Source organism: Thermoflavimicrobium daqui (assembly GCF_003313465.1).
GTDB lineage: Bacteria > Bacillota > Bacilli > Thermoactinomycetales > Thermoactinomycetaceae > Thermoflavimicrobium > Thermoflavimicrobium daqui.
On sequence record NZ_KZ845665.1, the window covers coordinates 293,244 to 315,484 of the forward strand.

The following is a 22,241-nucleotide window of genomic DNA, read 5'->3' on the forward strand; positions in this document are numbered from 1 at the left end:
TGGGAGTGGTTTTTTGTCCTTATTTAAGAAGATTTCGGCCAATCTTTTAGGAATAGGCGGTGCACAAGTCGATACTATTCTTGACGAATCGACCTATCGCCCCGGTGATTTGGTAACAGGAAAAGTCCATGTTCTGGGAGGAGAAGTCGCCCAAGAAATTGATGATATGGATCTCTATGTGATGGCAAATTACCAATTAGATTCAGGATATTCTCAGTCAATTAAAATATATTCCCATCGTGTTCTACATCGATTTACGATTTCACCTAGTGAATCGAGAAGTTTTCCTTTTCAATTTCAGTTACCTATCGATACACCCATCTCTTTAAGAACTTGTACTGTATGGATAAAAACCAATTTAGATATAAAATATGGTCTTGATGCAAAAGATAATGACCAAATCGTTGTTCAACCACATCCTTGGATAGAGAAAATGTTAAGAGTAATGGGCCAGAGGAAATTTGAGCTACGGATAGTAGACAGTGAATATGCTCCTTTTCTTAAACGACGTTTACCTTTTATACAAGAATTTGAATTTAGACCCGATTTTTCTTGTAAATATATTGGAAAGTTAAAGGAAATTGAATGCATTTTTTTCCTTGAAGAAAAAGGAATGGAAATACTATTAGAGATAGACCGCAAAGCGCGCGAAGTAAATGATTGGAAGAGTAGCATAGATGTATGGGTACGAGTTCACTTAAGTGACCTTGACTTACAGAGGAGCGAGGACGAACTTGCTAACCTTCTTGATCAAACGATTGAAGCACAAATTAAACGTTAATATTTTATAAAAATGTTTGTAAACAAGCGGGCACTGGAGTATTCCAGTGCCTTTTTCCAGTGCTTTTGTTAAATAAGTGGAGAGAATGAGGTTGGTTTGATTAAAATAAGGATATATGTATAAAAAAAGACATTTAATTAAGGAATGTTATATTGTCTCTGAGCATAATGAAACAGCACAAGGCTATAGGTAAGGAAAATCGCTTTCATCTTATTTGGGATGAATAGAAAAAGGAATATGGAGGAAGGTAAAATGGATTTCTATAATATGGTTGTTAGAACTGCACAAGGCATTGAAAAAAGCTTACAAGAGTACAAAGGATTTCCTGTATTGATTGTGAATGTAGCATCTAAATGTGGTTACACTCCACAATATAAAGATCTTGAAAAGTTATATCAAACCTATCGTGACCAGGGACTTAGGCTCTTAGCCTTTCCTAGTAATGACTTTGGAGGTCAGGAACCAGGTACTATTGAAGAAATTAGGCAGTTTTGTAGGACGAATTATGGAGTGACATTTGAAGTTTTTGATAAGGTTCATGCCCAAGGAGATGAAATTCATTCACTATATAGATGGCTGACTAGCCAAGATCAAGAAGGGCAGGTAAAATGGAATTTTGAGAAGTTCCTGATCTCCAAAGATGGAAAGCTGATTCGCCGATTCCGTAGTAACGTGAATCCTCTTGATCCAAAAGTGGTGCAATTGATCGAGCAAGCACTATGAGCGTAAATCTGGGTTACCAATGTTTCAAAAAAGTATAATGAAAGTCGGGGTGGACTCCGTGCTTAAAATGCTTATACCAGACCACTATGCGCAATCCATATATAAAATTGATTTTAAAGGTCTTAAGGATCGGGGAATACGTGCCGTTATCGTTGATTTGGATAATACTTTAGTAGAGTCCACTCGTCCAGATGCGACACCAAGATTAATAGAGTGGTTAGATGAAATTCAACAGATGGGGATCCAAGTCATCATTGTATCGAATAACACCAAAACACGTGTTTCAAAGTTTGCTTATCCATTGGACATTCCGTTTATTCATGCAGCGAAAAAGCCTTTATCACAAGCTTTTCGAAAAGCATTAGAGCAGCTGCAAGCAAAGAAAGAAGAAACAGTAGTGATTGGAGATCAGCTTTTAACAGATGTTCTTGGCGGAAATCGCATGGGGTTATATACGATTTTGGTTGTTCCAGTATCCAACGTAGAAGGTATTTTTACAAGGATAAATCGTCGAATTGAACGATTGTTTTTTCATTGGATGAAAAAACGTGGATTACTCGGTTGGGAGGAAGGAAATTGAATGAGGCAGAATTCCATTGTGATGGCTGTGGTATTATATTACAGACAAAAAATCCATCACAATTAGGATATGTACCAGTACAAGCACTAGAAAAACGAGATGAAATTTATTGTAGAAGATGCTATCGGATTCGTCATTATAACGAAATAGCACCCATTAACCAAGATCCTAGTGTATACCTTCAAAAGCTAGATGAAATTGCAAACACTCGTAGTTTAGTAGTACAAGTTGTTGATCTTTTTGATTTTTCAGGGAGTTGGATTTCAGGCATTCATCGACATATCGGTAAAAATCCATTATTGTTATTAGCTAATAAAATCGACCTATTTCCACGCTCTACGAAGTGGGGGAGATTAAAAGAATGGCTACGTAAATACGCCAATGAACTAGGAGTAAAGCCAGTAGATATTATTCTTTGTAGTGCCAATAAGGGAGTACATATCGATACTGCTATTGCCGCAATTGAAAAATATCGTGAGGGACGTGATGTCTATATCGTTGGAACAACGAATGCTGGAAAGTCCACATTAATTAATCGAATTCTAAAAGAAGTAGCTGGCTTAGATGCCATTATTACGACATCACCTTATCCAGGTACAACTTTAGATGCAATTCGTATCCCACTCGATGATGGGAAAGCAATCATCGATACTCCTGGTATCGTCCGTAAAGATCGGCTAAGTGAATGGGTTTGTCCGACTGATTTACATGTTATTATGCCGAAGAACACTTTAAATCCACGAATTTACCAATTAAAAGAAAAACAGACATTATTTTTTGGTGGATTAGCACGGATGGATTATTTAACAGGGGGGCGACAATCATTTGTCTGCTATGTATCCAACCATCTCTATGTGCATCGAACAAAAGTGGATAGTGCGGATGAATTTTTAGCTAAACATCATGGGAAAATGTTATCTCCACCTAAAGATCCAGCCCAATTACCACCATGGAAAAAACATCGAATTGCCTTATCAGGAAAAGAAAAACAAGATGTGGTCATTTCTGGTCTAGGTTGGATTGCTTGTGGCAAAGAAAAAGGATTGCTAGATGTCTGGGCTCCAGAAGGAATTCAAGTGGTAACACGCCCATCCATTATATAGATCCTAGTGCTCATGTGAGCTATTCTTGTACGGAGAGGAGGGAGTAAATGAGAATAACGAGTCAAACTGGGGCAATGGGTTTAATTGGTCACCCTGTGGCCCATTCAAAGTCACCTGATATGATGAACCGTGCTTGTCAATATTTAGGTTTACCTTATGTTTATTTAGCTTATGATATTGATCCTGAAAAGCTAGAGCAAGCAGTAAATGGGATGAAGTCTCTAAAATTTCGTGGTTTTAATGTAACGATTCCTTATAAAGTGGAAGTAATAAATTTTTTAGATGAATTAGATGATAGTGCAAAAGAAATCGGTGCAGTAAATACAGTGGTTCAAGATGCTGGAAAATGGGTAGGACATAATACAGATGGGGTTGGATATTTACGCTCATTAGTTGAAGAAATCCCACTTAAGCTGTCGGAGCAGAAAGTGGTGATGCTAGGAGCGGGAGGAGCAGCGAGAGCAGTTGGTTATGCTTTGGCGACAGCTGGCGTGAGGAAAATATCGATTGCGAATCGTACCGTCCAAAAGGCTGATCAACTGGCAAAGCATCTATCCAGATGGACAAGCACTGAAGCGCTTGCACTATCACATGCAAATCAGTCGATACAGGAAGCGACGTTACTCATTAATACCACCTCAATAGGTATGCACCCAAATACTTCTCAAGCCCCAATTCCGAAGTCATGGTTGCATGAAAATTTGGTTGTAAGTGACCTGATTTATCACCCTAAAGAAACCGAGTTACTTCAAACAGCTAAACAATTAGGGGCACAAGTCCATAATGGATTGGGAATGCTTGTACATCAAGCAGCAATCGCTTTTGAATTATGGCTAGGTAAGGCAGCACCTATTCAGTTGATGAAAGAAGTATTAGAGGCATCTCTATCCGCAGCTAAGAAGAAAGAGTGAACAAGTCGTGAAAATTGGAATCATGGGTGGTACTTTTGATCCGATTCATTTGGGACATTTGCTAATTGCTGAGCAAGCACGTGAGGTAGCTGGATTAGACCAAGTATGGTTTATTCCCTCAGCTTCTCCACCGCATAAACTAAATAAGAAAGTGACAGCGGTTGAGCATCGGTTACAAATGGTCAAGTTAGCGATTGACAATCACCCTCATTTTCATTTATCAGAAATCGAACTACATTTACCTAGCCCATCTTATACTGTTCATACATTAGAAACACTGTATAAAGTCTGGCCTAATAAACAATTTTCGATCATTATCGGGGCAGACATGGTTAAAGATTTACCAAATTGGTATAAAATAGAAAGAATCCTTGAACTTTCACAGATTATAGGGCTAAAACGCCCCAATGTATTGGTGGAAAATCTACCTTCTTGGATCGCGACAAAAGTAAACTGGGTTACAGATCGTGTTGAAATTAGTCTTTCTTCGTCATATATTCGAAAACAGCTAAAGCAAGGGCTATCGGTCCGATATTTAGTTCCGTTCTCTGTTGAACAGTATATAAAGGAGCATCATTTGTATGGATCTTGAACAAATTATCCAAGCTACTAAAAAGCAGATGCCTTTATCCAGATGGGAACATACACTCCGTGTTCGTGATATGGCATTAGAATTAGCAGAGCAACAAGCTGAGATCCAATCACATCAGGTTGAACTGGCAGCGATTTTGCATGATTACTGTAAGTTTTGGTCCGATGAGCAATTGGTGGCTTGGATTCAAGAAAAAAGTTTACCCGAAGAATTGCTACTTTATAATAAAGAGATCTGGCATGGTCCAGTTGGTGCTGAGGTAGCTAGGGAAAAATGGGGAGTTTTAGAAGAAGATGTATTAAACGCTATTCGTTATCATACGACAGGACGTCCCAATATGTCTGTCTTAGAAAAAATTATCTTTTTAGCTGATTATATTGAACCAGGTCGTCAGTTTCCTGGTATAGACGAAATTCGAAAATGGGCCAAACTAGACTTAGATCAGGCGCTGCTTCAGTCCCTAGAAAATACCATTATGTTTTTGATTAGACGTAAGCAGAAGGTTTATCCACTCACATTCATAACACGGAATTATTATTTAGATCGAGTAAAGGAAAACAGTAAATCCTAAATGCCTAAGCGACTGCCTGAATGAAAATAGAAAGTGTACTTTGATAAATGCAAGGGAGGAATCTGTTTGAATCTAGTGGGAATCGCGCAGATAGCAGCCACCGCTGCCGGAGAAAAGAAAGCGCAAGGCGTAACCATCTTGGATATTCGCGGACTGTCTGTATTTGCTGATTACTTCGTGATTTGTCATGGTAATTCACAGACCCAAGTACAGGCAATTGTAAAAGCAGTTAAAGAAAAAGTCCAAAAAGAAGGCATCATGGTTAAAGGAATTGAGGGATTACGTGATGCGCGTTGGGTTTTAATAGATCTCGGCGATGTGGTTGTTCATGTTTTCCACAAGGATGAACGTCATTTTTACGATTTAGAACGTCTGTGGGGAGATGCTAGACAAGTTCTTGTACAGTAGACATGCTTTTATGAATGCTGGCATAAAATAAACAGGGGACTAAGTCCAGTAAAAATAGGATCGTTATTACACAAAAAGGGCTAAAAAGCCATTGACATACCTCGTAATTCTCCATATAATTTTTATTAAATATTAACAGGCAATGATGAAGAGTAGTAACTTGTGGACTCAGCTCAGAGAGTTGGCGTTTCGGTGTGAGCCAATCTGAGAAAGCAAATGAACTCACTTTATCGCTCCAAAAGGGAAAATAAGTACTTTTTGGCGGCTCATCTCCGTTATCAGATATTAAAGTGAGTGTCTTTATCAGAAAGACTGTCTTTGTCTGATAGACACTAATTAGGGTGGTACCGCGGGAATGTTAGCTAACCTCTCGTCCCTAGCTAAAAAAGCTGAGGGCGGGAGGTTTTTATAGTTTTACGGTATTAATAGTAGGAGGGGATGTTATGAAAGAGTATAAAGCAAATGAAATTGAAGCAAAGTGGCAGAAATATTGGGAACAAATAGGAATTCATCAAACAGAAGAGGATCTGAAAAAGCCAAAATATTATACATTAGAACAGTTTCCATATCCTTCGGGTGAAGGGCTACATATGGGACATATGCGAGTCTATTCGATTGGCGATGTTATTGCACGATTTCGTAAGATGAATGGTTATCGTGTACTCCATGTGATGGGAGCAGACGCTTTTGGCTTACCTGCTGAAAACGCTGCCATTTCACGGGGGATTAACCCCAGAGAGTGGACGATCAATAATATGGAACGTATCCGTAGTGAGCAAAAGTTAATCGGAGCTTCTTATGATTGGGATCGTTATGTTGGCACATGTTTACCAGACTATTATCAGTTTACGCAATGGCTATTCTTGTTACTTTATGAACGTGGACTAGCTTATCGTAAAAAAGCATCAGTTAATTGGTGTCCAACATGTAGTACGGTTTTGGCCAATGAGCAAGTCGAAGATGGAAAGTGCTGGCGTTGTGATACAGAAGTAACAAAAAAAGAGCTAGAACAATGGTTTTTGCGTATTACTGATTATGCTGAACGCTTGTTAGAAGGGCTTGAACAATTACCTAAATGGCCTGATAAGGTTAAAGCAATGCAGCGTAATTGGATTGGTAAGAGTGAAGGTGCTCATGTTACATTTACAATTCCTGAATTAGAAAATGAACAAGTTACCGTTTTTACTACCCGTCCTGATACTTTATATGGGGTAACTTATATGGTGCTAGCTCCAGAACATCCTTTGGTACCTCAATTAATTAAAGGGAAAGAAACAGAATCAGATATTTTGGCATTTATCGAGCAAATGAAAAAGCAAACGGACATCGAGCGTACTTCTACAGATACAGAGAAAATAGGTTGGTTTACTGGAGCTTATGCAAAACATCCACTTACTGAAAAGTTGGTACCGATTTGGGTAGCGAATTATGTATTAATGGACTATGGGACGGGTGCGGTGATGGGTGTTCCTGCTCATGATGAGCGTGATTTTGAGTTTGCCAAGAAATACGAGTTGCCAATACAAGTGGTAATTCGACCTGAAAATGATGAACTAGATGAAAAGAACCTTTCCAAAGCATTTGTTGAGGATGGTATTTTGGTGAATTCAGGGGCATTTTCCGGAATGCCAAATCGCCAAGGGCTACAAACGATTGCGAACTATTTGGCAGATATGAAGAAGGGGGGACCTACGGTCAATTATCGTTTACGTGATTGGCTGATTTCTCGTCAACGCTATTGGGGTGCCCCAATCCCTATGATCTATTGTGAAAGCTGTGGCGTTGTACCTGTGCCTAAAGAAGATTTGCCTGTCATATTACCAGAAGATGTCGTGTTTGATGGGAAACGAAACCCACTTACTACTTCGGAATCTTTCGCTCAAACTACTTGTCCAAGCTGTGGTAAGACCGCACAAAGAGAAACAGATACGATGGATACGTTTATTGATTCATCTTGGTACTTCCTGCGTTATACGGATGCCAAAAATAGTAAAATTCCTTTTGCAAAGGAAAATGCGGATGGCTGGATGCCTGTCGATGAATACATTGGTGGGATTGAGCATGCGGTATTACATTTACTATATTCACGCTTCTTTACAAAAGTACTATATGATGCTGGAATGCTTTCAGTCGATGAGCCATTTACTAGCTTGCTGACCCAAGGTATGGTTCTTAAAGATGGCGCGAAAATGTCTAAATCCAAAGGAAATGTTGTAAGTCCTTTGGAGATTATTGAGAAGTATGGAGCCGATACAGCTCGATTATTTATCTTATTTGCAGCACCACCAGATCGTGATCTAGATTGGAATGATGCAGGGGTAGAAGGAAGTTATCGCTTCTTAAGCCGTGTATGGCGCTTAATCGTTCAGAATAAAGATCTATTTCATCAAGAGTTAAAACCGAACGGGCAGTCGGATAAGGAAGCGAAAGAGTTACGTCGTCTCTTACATCAAACCATTAAGAAGGTTACGCATGAAATTGGTGAACGAAATCATTTTAATACCGCAATTAGTTCTATTATGGAGCTTGTAAATGGATTATATAGTTATCCGGAGCAAGCAGATCGTGGTACTTTCAAAGAAGGATTGGAAACCCTTGTTATTTTATTAGCTCCTTTTGTGCCACACATTACTGAGGAATTGTGGGAAATGATGGATAAAGAGGGTAGTATTCATCTAGTTTCCTGGCCAATTCATGATCCAGCAGCACTGGTTCAAGATGAAGTTGAAATTGTCGTGCAGATCAATGGAAAAGTGAAAGAGAAATTAATGGTTCCAACTAAAGCTGACCGAGCTGAAATAGAAAAGCTAGCTCTCTCTCAAGAAAAAGTTCAGCAGTTGATTGCTAACAAAACAGTACGCAAAGTAATTGTTGTACCCGGACGGCTTGTAAATATTGTTGTAGGTTAACTATGGTTCCCAGAAGAGTAAACAAATAGGTTTTACTGTTTTTCGTTGCTTTTGAGAGTGACTTTTCCCTAGCTTAATTCAAAAGCTAGGGTGTTTTTTTATCTAGTATAGTATGGAAGGATCTGCTTTGGGGATTGCTATATAAAGGAGGGAGGGAAGATGATGGAACGACGAAAACCCAATCCAATTCACTCAGAAGGAACAAGTAAAGGACGAGATGACTATCTAGCTAGAAAAGGAACACCATTAGGGGAAGCCGTCGAGGCAAATAAGGAGAAAAAAGTTAAAGGGCCAAATTTCCCTGCTACATAAGGGATATACCTAATGGAGTCGATATTACAAAGAATATAAGTTCCTTTTGTATGGAATAAGATTTTTGACAGACGATGAAATATCGAGGTGGTTTGTACTTGGTTTTCCTTTTCCAGTTCAATAAATTTTGCTTTTGTTAATGGACGGGAGTGAAAAGGAAAGTACCTTCATCTAATGACTATGATAGACTGTGGCAAAGTCTGTCTTTTTTTTATCCAATTTATATCAACTATGTGACATAGGTAATTTCTAAAATAAAGAAGATGTATAATGAATAAGAATTATTATCGTGGAAGATACATATGAAATCATTTCTAGAAAGAAGAGGTAGATGGTTTTGCAAACACCGTTTCTTAGTCAGATTGAAAATTTCCAAATGGTAACCGATGAGTTCTTTGTAAAGAGCAGAACATATAGAGAAAAGTCAGGTCAGCTAGAACAAGCTTTAATACTTGGAGATCGCTTGTTAGTAGCCGGTAAAGGAATCTCTCCTTGGGGACTTATCGATAGGTTTAGTGAAAGATTACATACTTATTCCACAAGTAATCCCAAGTCTTTATTAGAATTGATAGATGAATGGTTTAAAGTTGTATATCACTACGTTTTTCCTAAACAGCCTCTTTATCCTGAAATGAATCTTTGGGAGATAATGAATGTACTTCAAGTTCATTCGGATGATCTTGAGGATGAAATTAATCGATTATTTGATTTGGCATATCAAATGAGAAATAGCTTGATCTATTCAGATCAACCATTGTCGGATATTAAAGAAGATCAATTGATCAAGGCGACAATGGCTGTTATCATTGCACCATTGTATCGACATTTTGAAGCCATTCAATTACGACTAAGAAATTTAGTTGTTCATTCGATAGAAAACGAAGAAACGATCTCTCTTTTGCAATCGACTGAAAGTGTTCGTTTACAAAAAGTCAAAGCTTTCTTGACACGCGAAGAATTGGTTTTACAAATGACGAAAAAATTACAATTGAATGACGGAAATAGGGAGCAAGGGAAATATTATTTGTTAACAGGGTTTGAAGGAAGTGGAAAATCTACATTAGTAAGTCAAATGATCGAAAATTTAGTTAACACGACTCCTGTTTATGGTTTCTATGCTGATCATGTGCAGCGAACTGCACCTTGGTTACCTTTTACTCTTTTTGTTGATGGGAAGCAGTCGAATCGGATAGGAACGTTGATGAATTCAGTAATGGAACAAGCGAATACACTGATGGTAAACCCAATTCATCAACAAATTTTGCCAAAGGAACCACTTTCGAAAAGAATGGAGCAGTATCGCAGGTTAATCACGCAATTATTGGAGCAAATGGTTAAGGAGCGTGGACAAGCGCTACTTATTATCGATCACTTCGATGAAATAGGTAAATATGATAACCAACTTTTTTCTTTTCTGCCTACATCATTACCTCTAGGTGCAAAGGTTTTACTAACAACTCAATCGAACTCATTCGCTGAAAGGTGGGTTCATCATCATATTAAAGCAAATTCATTAGAAATATGGCGAATAGGCCATTTTACAGAGCAGGAAGCACTTGATGTTTTAAGTGTTAATGAAGATAAAGTAGGAGCACGTGAAGTAAGCAAATGGTGGCATAAGAACGCAGGTTGGCCTGTATATGTTCAATATGTCTCCCAACAATTGCAAGAGGGAAAAGAACTACAAGATATTCAGCCTTTTCAAGCTCACATTTTTTTTGAAGAGTGGATACAAGAATGGAATCATTCAAGTGATACGAAAGAACAAGCAGCTTTAGATAAAGTATTAAAACTGTTAGCTATATTTGAGCCGGTTGGCCCGCTTCATTTAGATCTCGTGCATTATTTTTTATATCAAAATGGAATTCAAATCGATAAACCAACTCTGAAAAAAAGATTAGCAAAGTTTAATGGTCAGCTAGAAGGTTTAAATTCACAAATGCTTAGATTAAGCTTATCTTCGTATGCTGAGTATATTCGTGAAACTTATTATAATCAATTCGACTTAATTCCGTTCTTTAAAAAGATCATTCATTGGTTGCTTCAGTTAAAAGAGTATTTTGATACAAAGGTTGTGCTCGATGTTTTAAGTCGATTCACCTTTCATTGGGCAAATCAACAAAATATTCGCCAAAAGAAATTTGCTGAGATAACGATAAAATTGGTTGATCAGTTGAATCAAGAAAAAGAAGCAGATCTCTTGTATGGAATGTTTCAACAGATCCAAAAGGATAAAGGGATGACATTACTGGCTAGCCATTGTTTAAGAAAATCAGCTGATTTAGGACATGCTCCGGCTATGTTGGCAATGGGAATGGAACGATTAGGGGGGAAAAGGAGCAAAGAGAAGTTTGCTGAAGGTATAATGTGGTTGGAAAGAGCTGCAAATCAAGGAAATACTGAAGCGATGCTGGTGTTGAGTAACTACTTACTTGACGGTAAAGGAATGGAACGAGATATAGACAAGGGGAGAGAATGGCTCGAAAAAGCAGTTGAGTGTGGTTATGATGAAGCAGTATTAACATTAGCGAATCGCCTGTTAGATCGAAAAGGATTGCCGCGGAATGAATCGCGCGGAAAATACTTGTTAGAGAAATTGGCTTACAGTGGGCACACAGGAGCAATGGTAAAACTGGCTCGTCGCCTGTTAGATCGTCGAGGACTTAAGCGTGATGTAATAGAAGGAGAAAAGTGGCTTAAAGAAGCAGCACGTAGGGACCATGTAGCTGCGATGCTGGAGTTAGGTCGTCGGTTTATGCAAGGAAAGGGATTACCGAAGGACGAAGAATTAGGTAGAAAATGGCTTGAAAAAGCGATAAAGTGTGGACATGTTGGAGCCATGTATACTTTAGGAAGTTGCTTATTAGCAAAAGGAAAAGAAGAAGGAAGAAGTTGGCTGGAAAAAGCAGCTGTTCGAGGTCATACAGGAGCCATGCTTGAACTAGGGCGCCGTTTTCTAGATGGAAAAGGCATAAGCCGTCAAGAAATAGTAGGGAGAAAGTGGCTAGAAGAAGCAGCGCATAATGGAAATTCTGGTGCGATGCTCGAGCTGGGTCGTCGTTTATTAGATGGAAGAGGATTGGAGGCTGAACAAGAAAATGGAAAGAAATGGCTGGAGAAAGCTGCGAAAGATGGGAATACAGGAGCAAAATTGGAACTCAGTCGCCGCCTATTAGATGGAAAGGGGCTAGAGGTGAACAAATGGGAAGGAAAGGCATGGCTAGAACAGCTCGCAAGTCAAGGAAATGAAGGGGCGATGCTTGAATTGGGAATACGCTATATTGAAGGGATAGCGCTTGAAAAAGATAAAGTAGCGGGTAGAAATTGGTTAGAAGAAGCAGCTATTAATGGAAATGTTGAAGCAATGTTTATTCTTGGAAATCGCCTTTTAGATGGAACTGGATTGGACACAGATAAAGAAACAGGGGAAAAGTGGCTAAAAAGAGCTGCTGAGTATGGAAATGTAAAGGCCATGATTACTTTGGCAGATCGATTGTTAGAGGGGCATGGCTTAGAAAAATGCGAAGTTAAAGGAAAGAATTGGCTTGAAGAGGCAGCTATATCAGGTAATGTTGGGGCCATGCTCGAGTTAGGAAAGCGACTCTGTACGGGTACAGGATTGGAACAAAATCAACTGGAAGGAGAAAAATGGATCAAAGAAGCAAAATGAAGCCATTCATAAATAGGATCTTTAAACCTAGCATCCAATAGAAAGGTGCTAGGTTTATTTTAACATCGGACAATTATGACTTATCAAAATAGTATATTTTTGTATAATAAGTATTAAATAGAAGTGAAGGGGTGAGAAATTGATTTCCTTTGATTTTACACCACGAGAAAAGAAAATGTTGATCTCTCTATTTGTAATGGGAATAATTACAGTAATTGCCGTTTTCTTACCTGAGCAGACTGATTCACCTCTAGAGGAGACAAAATTACAAGATTATCGTCCAGTGAAGGAGAAAATAGAAAAATCACCTTCAACGAAATCTTCACAGCTTATCGTTGATGTAAAAGGTGCTGTCTATAAGCCTGGAATATATGAACTCAATTCACCAGCTCGTGCTTATCAAGCGATTCAAAAAGCTGGGGGAGCTAGAGATATTGCAGACCTGAATCGGGTTAATTTAGCAGAGGAGATCAAAGATGGTATGGTCATATATGTACCGAAGAAGGGAGAAGAAATAACGAGTATCGGACAAGCTCCAGCAATTAATATAGGATCGTCCCAAAATTCTGACCAAAAAGTAAATATCAATAAGGCCACTCTCCAGGAACTAGAAGAATTAGAAGGACTAGGGCCAGCTAAAGCAAAAGCGATTATAAAATATCGTGAAGAACATGGTCCATTTCGTACAGTAGATGATTTGACTGGCGTACCTGGGATTGGTGAAAAGACTCTAAATCGATTTCGTGAACAGATCACAGTTTAGATAAAAATGGTACCATCCCTATAAGAGGAAAGGTACCATTTTACTTGCTGTATTTAAATTACTTCGTTAGAACTTTTTTCACTTTGTCCAATGCAAGATCGAGCTCTTCTTTGGTAATGGTTAGTGGTGGAGCAAAACGAATGGTATTTTCATGTGTTTCTTTACAGAGAAGTCCTTCTTCCATTAATTGTTCACAGTATGAGCGTGCTGCTTCGTGAAGTTCCATTCCAATAAATAGCCCTTTTCCGCGAACTTCTTTAATGATAGGGTTTTCGATTTTACGTAGCTCTTCGATAAAATATTCACCGAGTTCACGTGAGCGTTTGGGTAATTCTTCTTCTTCGAGTACGTCAAGAGCAGCAATGGCTACAGCACAAGCAAGTGGATTCCCACCAAAAGTCGAACCATGAGAACCTGGTTCAAACACGCCAAGAATCTCTTTATCAGCAGCAACAGCAGAAATTGGCATGACACCACCACCGAGTGCTTTACCCATGATTACCATATCGGGCTTAACATTTTCCCAATCACAAGCAAAAGTTTGCCCTGTACGTCCGAATCCTGTTTGAATTTCATCAGCGATAAATAGTACTTGGTTTTCTTTACAAATTTCATAAGCTGCTTGGAGATAGCCTTCTGGAGGTACAATAACCCCAGCTTCACCTTGGATAGGTTCAAGCATGAAAGCTGCTGTATTAGGCGTAATTGCGTTTTTTAAAGCTTCGAGATCACCATAAGGAATCACTTTAAACCCAGGGGTAAGTGGACCAAAACCACGTTGATATTCTTCATTAGAAGAAAGTGAAATCGCTGTCACTGTTCGGCCGTGGAAATTGTCTTCACATACGATAATCTCTGCTTGATTGTCAGGTACCTTTTTAATATCATAAGCCCAGCGACGAGCTGCTTTGATAGCGGTTTCGACAGCTTCAGCACCTGTATTCATCGGAAGGACCATTTCTTTTCCAGTCATTGCTGCGACTTTTTCATAAAAAATACCCAGCTTATCATTATGGAAAGCCCGGGATGTTAAGGTAATTTGATCTGCTTGTTCTTTTAACGCTTGAATTAAACGAGGATGGCGATGTCCATGATTTAATGCGGAATAGGCACTAAGCATATCCATATATCGATTGCCATCGGCATCTTCAACCCAGATTCCTTCACCTTTTGCTAAAACAATAGGAAGTGGATGATAATTTCGTGCACCATATTTTTCTGTTAATTCAATTAAAGCTTGGTTTTTAGACATAATATATCCTCCTTTTTACTTGATACTTCACATATATTGTAAGTTGTAAAATGCTAGAAATCAATAAAATGCATGTTTAATCGCAAGGGTGAATTTATTTAATTTAGAAGAGTTTATATTTAAATTTTAAAAAGCCTTATTTAATTGGTAAGATAAACCCTTCATTTCTATGCTTTCTTAAAGAGTGGATGTATATACATACATCCTTTGCTTAGGGGTCGATAGAATAAAAAAGTAGAGAGACATCTTTTCTTTATAGAACCGTTTAAGGCTAATGAAAGATTTGACGCTAGTTATGTCTTCTTATAAGCACAAAAAAATGGCATATTGTATCCCTTCTAGCATTATGTAAAATGGAAAATGAGAATCCAGTATATAAAGGAGCTATTAAGATGACCATTAAATCAGATAAGTGGATACGTAAGATGGCACAAGAAAACAAAATGATTGAACCGTTTATAGATCGTAATGTAGGAAAGGGAGAGGCAGTTAGCTTTGGTTTAAGTAGTTATGGATATGATCTACGAGTAGCTGATGAGTTTAAGATTTTTCATAATGCTTTAAACTCCGTAATCGATCCAAAGAATATTAGTAAAGACTCTTTTATCGATTTTAAAGGGGATGTATGTATTATTCCACCTAATTCATTTGCGCTTGCTCGTTCTGTGGAGTATTTTCGTATCCCGGAAAATGTCTTAGCTGTTTGTGTTGGAAAATCGACTTATGCTCGTTGTGGAATTATTACCAATGTAACGCCATTTGAACCCGGTTGGGAAGGGTATGTTACATTAGAAATATCCAATACGACTCCATTACCTGCCAAAATATATGCCAATGAAGGATTATGTCAAGTTTTATTCTTAGAAAGTGATGAAGTATGTGAAGTCTCTTATCGAGACAAGCAGGGTAAATATCAGCAGCAAGTTGGAATTACCTTACCACAAGTATGAAAAGAAGCCCTTGATTTAAGCAAAATCAAGGGCTTCCGATTGCCTTCCAATAATTTCCTACACCTGGTATAAAGGCGCGATCAGGCTCTTTTCCAACATTAGGATGTACAGCTACATATACCAATCCTAGATAAGTGACTTTGTCACCTCTGAAGTACCGTTTATTCGATTTCCATTCATTAATAGTGGATGGATTATCTTTATCTTTGTTCTCCGGGTTGGGTTTTGGAGGAGAGTTTTCCTGTTCCTCAGGTTCCGGGTTGTTATTAGGTGGCGGAGTACTTTGATTTTGTTTGGCTGATGGTGGAGATGACTTTTCTACTTTTACCTTCGCCTGTTCATTTTTTATAGGGATGATGACTTCTTTTGGTTTTTCTTGGACCTTTTTAGATTCTTGAGGAAATGTGGCTGGTACATTGATTGTCGAGCTGTCATCAGGCTTTGCTTTTGGAGTTGGGGTGTTTCCCATAGCAGTTGGTTTGTCTGGTTTGGACTCGGATGTTGCCCATATATAGATCGATCCTGCTGTAATGAGTATGAGTAGGGCTGTTCCGATCATAGGCCACATCGATCGACTCATTTTGTTGGGTCTTTTTCTACGTAGAGATGTTTCATCCTTCAGGATAGTCGTTTCATCCTCTAGGATATTTTTTAAGCGTTTTCGTTTACGCAAGCTGAATCCCCTTTCTTATAGTTAGAGGTATGATTTACTATTAATATTTTGAATGCAGTTACTATTTTGTAATATGATAGATGAAATAGCCTATTATTTTTTTATGACTTGTCCCCATTTTTTGAGATTTTACAATGTACTGATATGAGTTCGAGAGCACAAAATTACAATACCATAAATATAATACATTTCATAGATATACAAAAGATATATATTTGACAGTTTAAAATAGAATTTGTCGAAATAGGAAGGAAAATCATGAGCTTCACGGGAAGTGTAGTAAAGATAATCTAGTATTGGAAAAAGGTGTGAAGAACAAAATGCATCGTCCGCTTGTTTGGATAGCAGGTGGTATTCTATCTGGGATTGTGTTAGCAGATATGGTAGGAAAACATATCTGGATATATATGGGTATTTGTATCATTGTCTTGCTAGTGGGAATATGGCAGTATTTATATCAAAATAAAGGGCTTCTATTACTACTTCTTTTTTGTGGAATCTTTATTGGAGCCAGTCGCCTTGGCTATGTAGAGGCCAAAAATCAATCCTCTTTTGATTCCATCTTTTTATCTAAAATGCCCATTTGGGCCATGGTCACAGGAAAAATCATCAATGATCCTGTGATTGATGGGGATCGAATCTTATTGGAAATGAAGGTTAGGAGACTTATTTATCAGCAAAAAGTTTGGATGATTCCCGACGAAAAAATAAAGGTAACCCTTTATCTCAGAAGTAAGTTAGCTTGGAAGAAATCACATTTATTAAAACGATCATCACAGATCCGACTGCCCCTACAGATGACTAAACCCATTTCGGTACGTAACCCGGGAGGGTTTGATTACTCCATTTATTTACATCGACAATTTATTCATTGGACTGGAATTGGAAGTTTTACAGAAGAGACTCAAATGATCCCTTCATCACAGTGGGATCTATGGAGATGGTTGGATCAAGTTCGTTATAAGCTAGCACAACAAATTGATCTACTTTATCCTGAGTCACATGCAGGATTATTGCGTGGAATGCTTTTAGGAGAAAGACAGCGAGTTGATCCTGTATTAGAAGAACAATATGCTACCTTAGGTCTTACTCATATACTATCTATTTCTGGTTTACATATAGGTATCATTGTCACAAGTTTATATATCATATTAAAAGGGATTGGGCTTACTAGGGAGAAAGCAGCTGGAGTTATCCTGGGAATTTTACCATTATATGTGATATTAACAGGAGCAGGGGCACCGGTTTTACGTGCAGCGATTATGGCAGGATTGGTATTGCTTGCGATCATTTTACGCTATACACGAGATGTTCTATCATTTTTATCATTCGCATTGATTATTCAGTGTATTTGGAATCCTTATCAAGTATTTGAAGTTGGCTTTCAATTGACTTATATTATTACAGCTGCATTAATCATTGGGGTAGAGCCTTTAACAGACAAACTAACAGGGCTACCGAAGTGGCTTAGTCAAGCATTAGCTGTGACATTGATTGCACAAGTAGCTTCTTTTCCTTTGATTATCTATTACTTTTCTGAATTCTCCTTCATCTCATTTTTGGCTAATTTGCTACTAGTACCAGTACTGAGTTTGGTGATACCCTTAACGATGCTAAGTATGGTGTTTAGTGTAGTTAGCGAAGGGCTAGGTTGGATTTTCGCACAAATCGTTTCAGGGATGTTAGGTATATCAACATGGATGATAAACGGGTTAAGTGAATGGACATGGACGAAATTAACTTGGACACCACCTTCATGGATATGGATTTTATTATATAGTGGAATGGTAGTATATCTTTGGATTGCTTGGGTAGGAGACTTATTTTTTCGTCGCCGACATCAAATAATCGCAAGTATTAGTTTGGTCCTTCTTCTTATCTATGCATATTACTCACCTGCATGGCTACGTAAAACACGGATGACTTTCTTAGATGTAGGACAAGGGGATACAATGGTTTTAGAGACAGCAAAAGGAAAGGTAATTGTAGTAGATGGTGGAGGGAAAACGGACCGAAAGACAGAAGATTGGCAACGTAGGCGGAAAGAAATGGATATGGGTAAACAAGTCGTCGTTCCATTTTTGAAATATCGTGGAATCAAGCAGATTGATCTGCTTGTTCTTACACATGGTGATGGGGACCACATTGGTGGAGTGACCTCGATCGTTAACCGCTTCCCTGTGAAAAAGGTGATTCGTAACCCCCATCCTCCAAAAGTAGGCATGGAACAAAAGCTAATCAATCTCTTAAGACAAAAAGATATTCCTATTTATATTGCACCTCTTGGAAGTAAATGGGAGGTAGAAAAAGGAATAAGCTGGTATTTCTTACATCCTGATCAGCAAGATTTATTGGGAGATCAAAGGGAGACAAATAACGATTCTGTCGTTTTCTTAATGTCTATTTATCAGCATCAGATCATGATGACTGGGGATATTGAAAAGCAGGCTGAACAGCGAATTTTGTCTCACTATAATTTACCTACTGTTCCCATTCTAAAAGTAGCTCATCATGGAAGTGATACTTCGACGACCCAAGCTTGGCTTAAACAATTATCACCCAAGGATGCGATTATTTCGGTAGGAAGAGATAATCGATATGGTCATCCATCGCCGAAGGTGTTACAACGTCTACGTGAGAGAAAAATAAGAATTTGGAGAACAGATCAGCATGGTGCAGTTACAATTGTGTTTTCACCTATGTATTACCAAATTGAAACGGTACATTAAAAAATGATTGGCTAAATAATGATATGGAACTATGTGAAAAGAATCGGTAAACTAGAAGCGAGGTGAAAGTATGGATAGGCAACTCCTTCAAGAAATTAAAAAAAAGCAACTACAACCTGTGTACTTTTTTTATGGTGAAGAAACTTTTTTAATTGAGGAAACATGTGAGTGGATGATCAAGCAATTGATCGATGAAGAAGGGGATGCTTGGAATAAGGTTATTTTAGATTTAGATGAAGTTCCTATTCAATCCTTGGTTCAAGAAGCTGAAACCCCTCCTTTTTTTGGGGATATCCGGGTGATTGTTGGCAAAAATGCAACCTTTCTAACAGGAAGTAAGAAGCGTAATGAGGTGGAACATCAACCTGAATCACTACTGGATTATTTAAAAGACCCTTTACCTGGAAATATCGTGATTTTAACTGTTCCTACTGGAAAGATTGATAAACGTAAAAAAATAGTTAAGGAGTTAGAGAAAAAAGCGAGAGTCGTAGTCTTTTCCCGCTTAACTGAGAAAGAACAGTGGGAATGGGTACGGAAAAGAGAAAAGCAATTAGGTATCACTTTTGAAGAGTCTGCTTTACGTTCTTTACTTTATTTATTAGGTAATGATCTGAGGTTAATTAACCAAGAATGTGTAAAGTTAGCTACTTATGTAGGTAAGGGTGGTCAAATCACTTCGGATATAGTGTCCATGCTAGTACCGCGTACTTTGGAGCAAGATGTATTTAAGCTGACAGACTGTGTAAGTAAGCAGAAAATCGATGAAGCACTTCGTATATGGTATGATTTATTATATCAGCGGGAAGAACCTATTCGTATCTTATCTTTGATTATTCGCCAATTTCGTTTGATGCTTCAGACTCAAGTTTTAGCAAGGCAGGGTAAAAGTGAGAAGGAAATAGCAGCCCATTTAAAAGTGCATCCCTATCCTGTTAAACTAGCATTAAAACAAGGAGGCATTTATACAGAGGAGCAACTTCGTCTTTTTTTAATGAAAGCACTTCAAGCAGATCAAGATATAAAGTCAGGTAAAGTGGAGAAGGCTTTAGCAGTGGAACGTCTCTTTTTACAAGTGAATGAATCACGATAATGGAAACGTTTTTAACTAGGATATTGGACATTCAAACGATAGATAAAGGAAGAGGATAGTTATGGAAGCCAGTTTGCTAAAAGAGCTAAGGAAAAAGCAGTGGATTTATCAGAATATCATTTTTTTGGTATACACTATACTGTTTTTAGTATTAGTTTTTAGTGGAGTAAGTAGTCTTATTGTATTTTTGGTATTGGGTGGTTTTTTGATTTTATCAGCTGTGATTCGTTATTTTACTAAACGACCTTATTTATTTTTAACCATCTTTCCAGGAATGAGAGAGATAGAAAAATACGAACGAGATAAGTTAGGAAATGCTTGGTTAAAGTTTTTTGCACCTAGTATGATTTTACCGATTACAGTTGGCTTAGTTTTGTTCATTCAAGCACTATTTCGTGGAAAGCAAACACCTTTTATTAGCGGAATTCCTATATGGTATTTTATTATTGCATGGATTTTATTGATTTATATCGGTAATATGAATTTACGGTTTCATATTCGGCGGATGGATCAAAGCTCTGCGGAAACGATCAGAGAGTATGCACAAGAAAAAATGACATTTGCCATTTTATTTACTATTGTTGTGCTCATTATGAGTTCAATCGGAGCGATTTATGTAGCTTTGGTAAGTTAATACGATAAGATATTCTAAGCTATTAAGATTTGAATGAGAGTGGAAACGAAAAGGAAAAAATCCTATACAAGAAAATTTTGTCTATGAACTAAAAGTCCCTTGCTTTTGAAAATAACAAGGGACTTTTTTGATCTAGTTATGCTCTTGAGTTGTATTTTTTTTCATGATGTGACTGGTTACTTGATAAGCGGATGTAAAAGATAACTCGGATAATTGACCTTCCCCTTGACACCAATCCCCTGCAAAGTGAGCATTGGATAAGCTATAAAACTTAGTTGGCATTAGACGTTGATCATTAATACATTTGATTTCTTGAACAATAGCTTTTTTGGATAAGCGTTTAGCTACAAGCTGCTCACGCCAACCTGGAAAGTGCTTGTCATATACTGTTTCAATGGTAGCTACTTTTTCATCAGCTTTATTTTCAGCGATTTCATCATCATTGAGATAAGCAATGGCTTGTAACAATTGGCCTCCTTCAGGAATACAAGTAGGATCATAATAAGAGATATCTGTAATAAATACACGTTCACCTTTTTGATAAACATAAGTGAATGGACTGCGAATTTTTTCTTTTAAACCAATATCATATACAACCACAATGGTTGGTGAGTACTTGGTAAATTCTTCGAAAATATGCTGATATGGTGTTTCATTAAATAGATTGTAACATTCTTTGGGTGGAACACAGAAAATAAAGTGATCAGCTTCATAGACATTTTCTTTTCCATGGATAGCAGTTACTCGGTTTCCCTCCGTGATAACTCGAGTAACTTTTTCTTTTGGTATAATTTGTCCACCATTTTTTTCAATTATTTTGGCAAAGGCTTCCACGATAGCTTGCCAACCACCACCAATATAAGAGACAGCTCTTTTACGATGTGATCCCATTGCCATATTGCCAAAGAAGCGTTTATAGTAATGGAAAAATAATGGAGATGGAATTTTCTCTGGTTCATTGGAAAAGAAATTGGATGAAGCTAAGGTTAAAAACATATCTTTGACTTGAGCTGGCTCTTTGTCGAGATATTTTCCAATGGGTGTACCTTCTTCGCCACGTTCAAGATTGGCCAAAGTTTTCATGACTTCAATTCCGAAACGAATTTTATTGCTTCCATCTAGAATCTTTGTTTTATACATTCCTTCTAAAGTAGTGGGCATTGGAGTTGTAAACGTACCCATATCATAAAAAGCTTTAGACGGAGAAAAGTTTTTCCAATCAACATTGAGGTTAATCTCATTTTCTAAGCGAGATAATATAGAAATATCACGGGCATAAATAGCATGCGCACCAAAGTTAAAATTAAATCCTTTCATAGGAATGGTAATAGCTCGACCGCCGAGCTTCGGTGACTTTTCTAATAGAGTTACTTGATAGCCATTGTGCGCGAGTCGAGCTGCTGCAGACAGGCCTGCTAGTCCTCCACCCACCACAACTATTTTTTCAGACACTGAAAACACACTCCTTATAAGAATCACATGCACCTAGCATGAAAAAAAGCTATCATATATTTTAACAAGATAAGCGATGAACTAGTAGTATTTAATTATTTTCGTAAAATTTTACATATTAGATAAAAGGAGGCT

The 22,241-nt window shown here is 37.9% G+C and carries 19 protein-coding genes and 1 other annotated feature; of the genes, 16 read left to right on the forward strand and 3 right to left on the reverse strand.

Going from position 1 to position 22,241, the window contains the following annotated elements; genetic code table 11:
- The first annotated feature begins 13 nt into the window (after nucleotides 1-13).
- From DL897_RS06980 to DL897_RS07030, 12 genes are all read left to right on the forward strand, one after another.
- Nucleotides 14-781 (forward strand): sporulation protein, encoded by a 768-nt coding sequence (locus tag DL897_RS06980; protein WP_168188692.1) that lies wholly within the window; start codon nucleotides 14-16, stop codon nucleotides 779-781.
- A 252-nt stretch (nucleotides 782-1,033) separates the two neighbouring features.
- Complete coding sequence (locus DL897_RS06985) at nucleotides 1,034-1,504, forward strand: glutathione peroxidase (RefSeq protein WP_113658428.1); 471 nt, start codon at nucleotides 1,034-1,036, stop codon at nucleotides 1,502-1,504.
- A 58-nt stretch (nucleotides 1,505-1,562) separates the two neighbouring features.
- The gene (locus tag DL897_RS06990; RefSeq protein ID WP_113658429.1) at nucleotides 1,563-2,084 is read left to right on the forward strand and encodes a YqeG family HAD IIIA-type phosphatase; all 522 of its coding nucleotides are present in this window, start codon (nucleotides 1,563-1,565) and stop codon (nucleotides 2,082-2,084) included.
- A complete protein-coding gene (gene yqeH / locus DL897_RS06995; RefSeq protein WP_113658430.1) occupies nucleotides 2,081-3,187 on the forward strand; it encodes a ribosome biogenesis GTPase YqeH in 1,107 nt (368 codons plus the stop codon). Before DL897_RS06990 ends, yqeH begins: the two co-directional genes overlap by 4 nt.
- Nucleotides 3,188-3,234: 47 nt before the next feature.
- Nucleotides 3,235-4,098, forward strand: coding sequence for a shikimate dehydrogenase (aroE, locus tag DL897_RS07000; protein ID WP_113658431.1), 864 nt, complete (start codon nucleotides 3,235-3,237; stop codon nucleotides 4,096-4,098).
- Nucleotides 4,099-4,105: 7 nt separating this feature from the next.
- Entirely contained in the window at nucleotides 4,106-4,690 is a 585-nt protein-coding gene (locus DL897_RS07005; protein ID WP_240627294.1) for a nicotinate-nucleotide adenylyltransferase, read from the forward strand.
- The gene (gene yqeK / locus DL897_RS07010) at nucleotides 4,680-5,261 is read left to right on the forward strand and encodes a bis(5'-nucleosyl)-tetraphosphatase (symmetrical) YqeK (protein ID WP_113658432.1); all 582 of its coding nucleotides are present in this window, start codon (nucleotides 4,680-4,682) and stop codon (nucleotides 5,259-5,261) included. The genes DL897_RS07005 and yqeK overlap by 11 nt, the downstream gene beginning before the upstream one ends.
- 60 nt (nucleotides 5,262-5,321) lie before the next feature.
- A complete protein-coding gene (gene rsfS, locus DL897_RS07015) occupies nucleotides 5,322-5,669 on the forward strand; it encodes a ribosome silencing factor (protein WP_420824123.1) in 348 nt (115 codons plus the stop codon).
- 133 nt (nucleotides 5,670-5,802) lie between these two features.
- Nucleotides 5,803-6,050, forward strand: a binding site (T-box leader).
- 62 nt (nucleotides 6,051-6,112) lie between these two features.
- A complete protein-coding gene (leuS, locus tag DL897_RS07020) occupies nucleotides 6,113-8,578 on the forward strand; it encodes a leucine--tRNA ligase (protein WP_113658434.1) in 2,466 nt (821 codons plus the stop codon).
- A gap of 162 nt (nucleotides 8,579-8,740) precedes the next feature.
- The gene (locus DL897_RS18180) at nucleotides 8,741-8,890 is read left to right on the forward strand and encodes a hypothetical protein (RefSeq protein ID WP_206186499.1); all 150 of its coding nucleotides are present in this window, start codon (nucleotides 8,741-8,743) and stop codon (nucleotides 8,888-8,890) included.
- Nucleotides 8,891-9,227: 337 nt separating this feature from the next.
- Nucleotides 9,228-12,560 carry an AAA family ATPase gene (locus DL897_RS07025; RefSeq protein ID WP_168188694.1) on the forward strand — a complete coding sequence of 1,111 codons (3,333 nt, stop codon included), beginning with the start codon at nucleotides 9,228-9,230 and terminating at the stop codon, nucleotides 12,558-12,560.
- 139 nt (nucleotides 12,561-12,699) lie between these two features.
- Nucleotides 12,700-13,323 carry a helix-hairpin-helix domain-containing protein gene (locus tag DL897_RS07030; RefSeq protein WP_113658436.1) on the forward strand — a complete coding sequence of 208 codons (624 nt, stop codon included), beginning with the start codon at nucleotides 12,700-12,702 and terminating at the stop codon, nucleotides 13,321-13,323.
- 58 nt (nucleotides 13,324-13,381) lie between these two features.
- Here the strand turns inward: DL897_RS07030 and DL897_RS07035 are convergent, their stop codons facing one another.
- Nucleotides 13,382-14,575, reverse strand: a complete 1,194-nt coding sequence (locus DL897_RS07035) for an ornithine--oxo-acid transaminase (RefSeq protein WP_113658437.1) — start codon at nucleotides 14,573-14,575, stop codon at nucleotides 13,382-13,384.
- A gap of 392 nt (nucleotides 14,576-14,967) precedes the next feature.
- Here DL897_RS07035 and dcd point away from each other — a divergent pair, with 392 nt between their 5' ends.
- On the forward strand, nucleotides 14,968-15,525 hold the full coding sequence (gene dcd, locus DL897_RS07040; protein WP_113658438.1) for a dCTP deaminase: 558 nt from the start codon (nucleotides 14,968-14,970) through the stop codon (nucleotides 15,523-15,525).
- Between the two features lie 25 nt (nucleotides 15,526-15,550).
- Here the strand turns inward: dcd and DL897_RS07045 are convergent, their stop codons facing one another.
- Entirely contained in the window at nucleotides 15,551-16,198 is a 648-nt protein-coding gene (locus DL897_RS07045; RefSeq protein ID WP_113658439.1) for a hypothetical protein, read from the reverse strand.
- A gap of 320 nt (nucleotides 16,199-16,518) precedes the next feature.
- Here DL897_RS07045 and DL897_RS07050 point away from each other — a divergent pair, with 320 nt between their 5' ends.
- The 3 genes from DL897_RS07050 (at nucleotide 16,519) to DL897_RS07060 (ending at nucleotide 20,654) form a co-directional block, all read left to right on the forward strand.
- The gene (locus DL897_RS07050) at nucleotides 16,519-18,927 is read left to right on the forward strand and encodes a DNA internalization-related competence protein ComEC/Rec2 (protein WP_113658440.1); all 2,409 of its coding nucleotides are present in this window, start codon (nucleotides 16,519-16,521) and stop codon (nucleotides 18,925-18,927) included.
- Between the two features lie 70 nt (nucleotides 18,928-18,997).
- Entirely contained in the window at nucleotides 18,998-20,020 is a 1,023-nt protein-coding gene (holA, locus tag DL897_RS07055) for a DNA polymerase III subunit delta (protein WP_113658441.1), read from the forward strand.
- A gap of 61 nt (nucleotides 20,021-20,081) precedes the next feature.
- A complete protein-coding gene (locus DL897_RS07060) occupies nucleotides 20,082-20,654 on the forward strand; it encodes a hypothetical protein (protein ID WP_113658442.1) in 573 nt (190 codons plus the stop codon).
- A 132-nt stretch (nucleotides 20,655-20,786) separates the two neighbouring features.
- On the opposite strand, the gene DL897_RS07065 is transcribed toward DL897_RS07060, so the two are convergent.
- Complete coding sequence (locus DL897_RS07065; RefSeq protein WP_113658443.1) at nucleotides 20,787-22,106, reverse strand: phytoene desaturase family protein; 1,320 nt, start codon at nucleotides 22,104-22,106, stop codon at nucleotides 20,787-20,789.
- Nucleotides 22,107-22,241 lie beyond the last annotated feature (135 nt).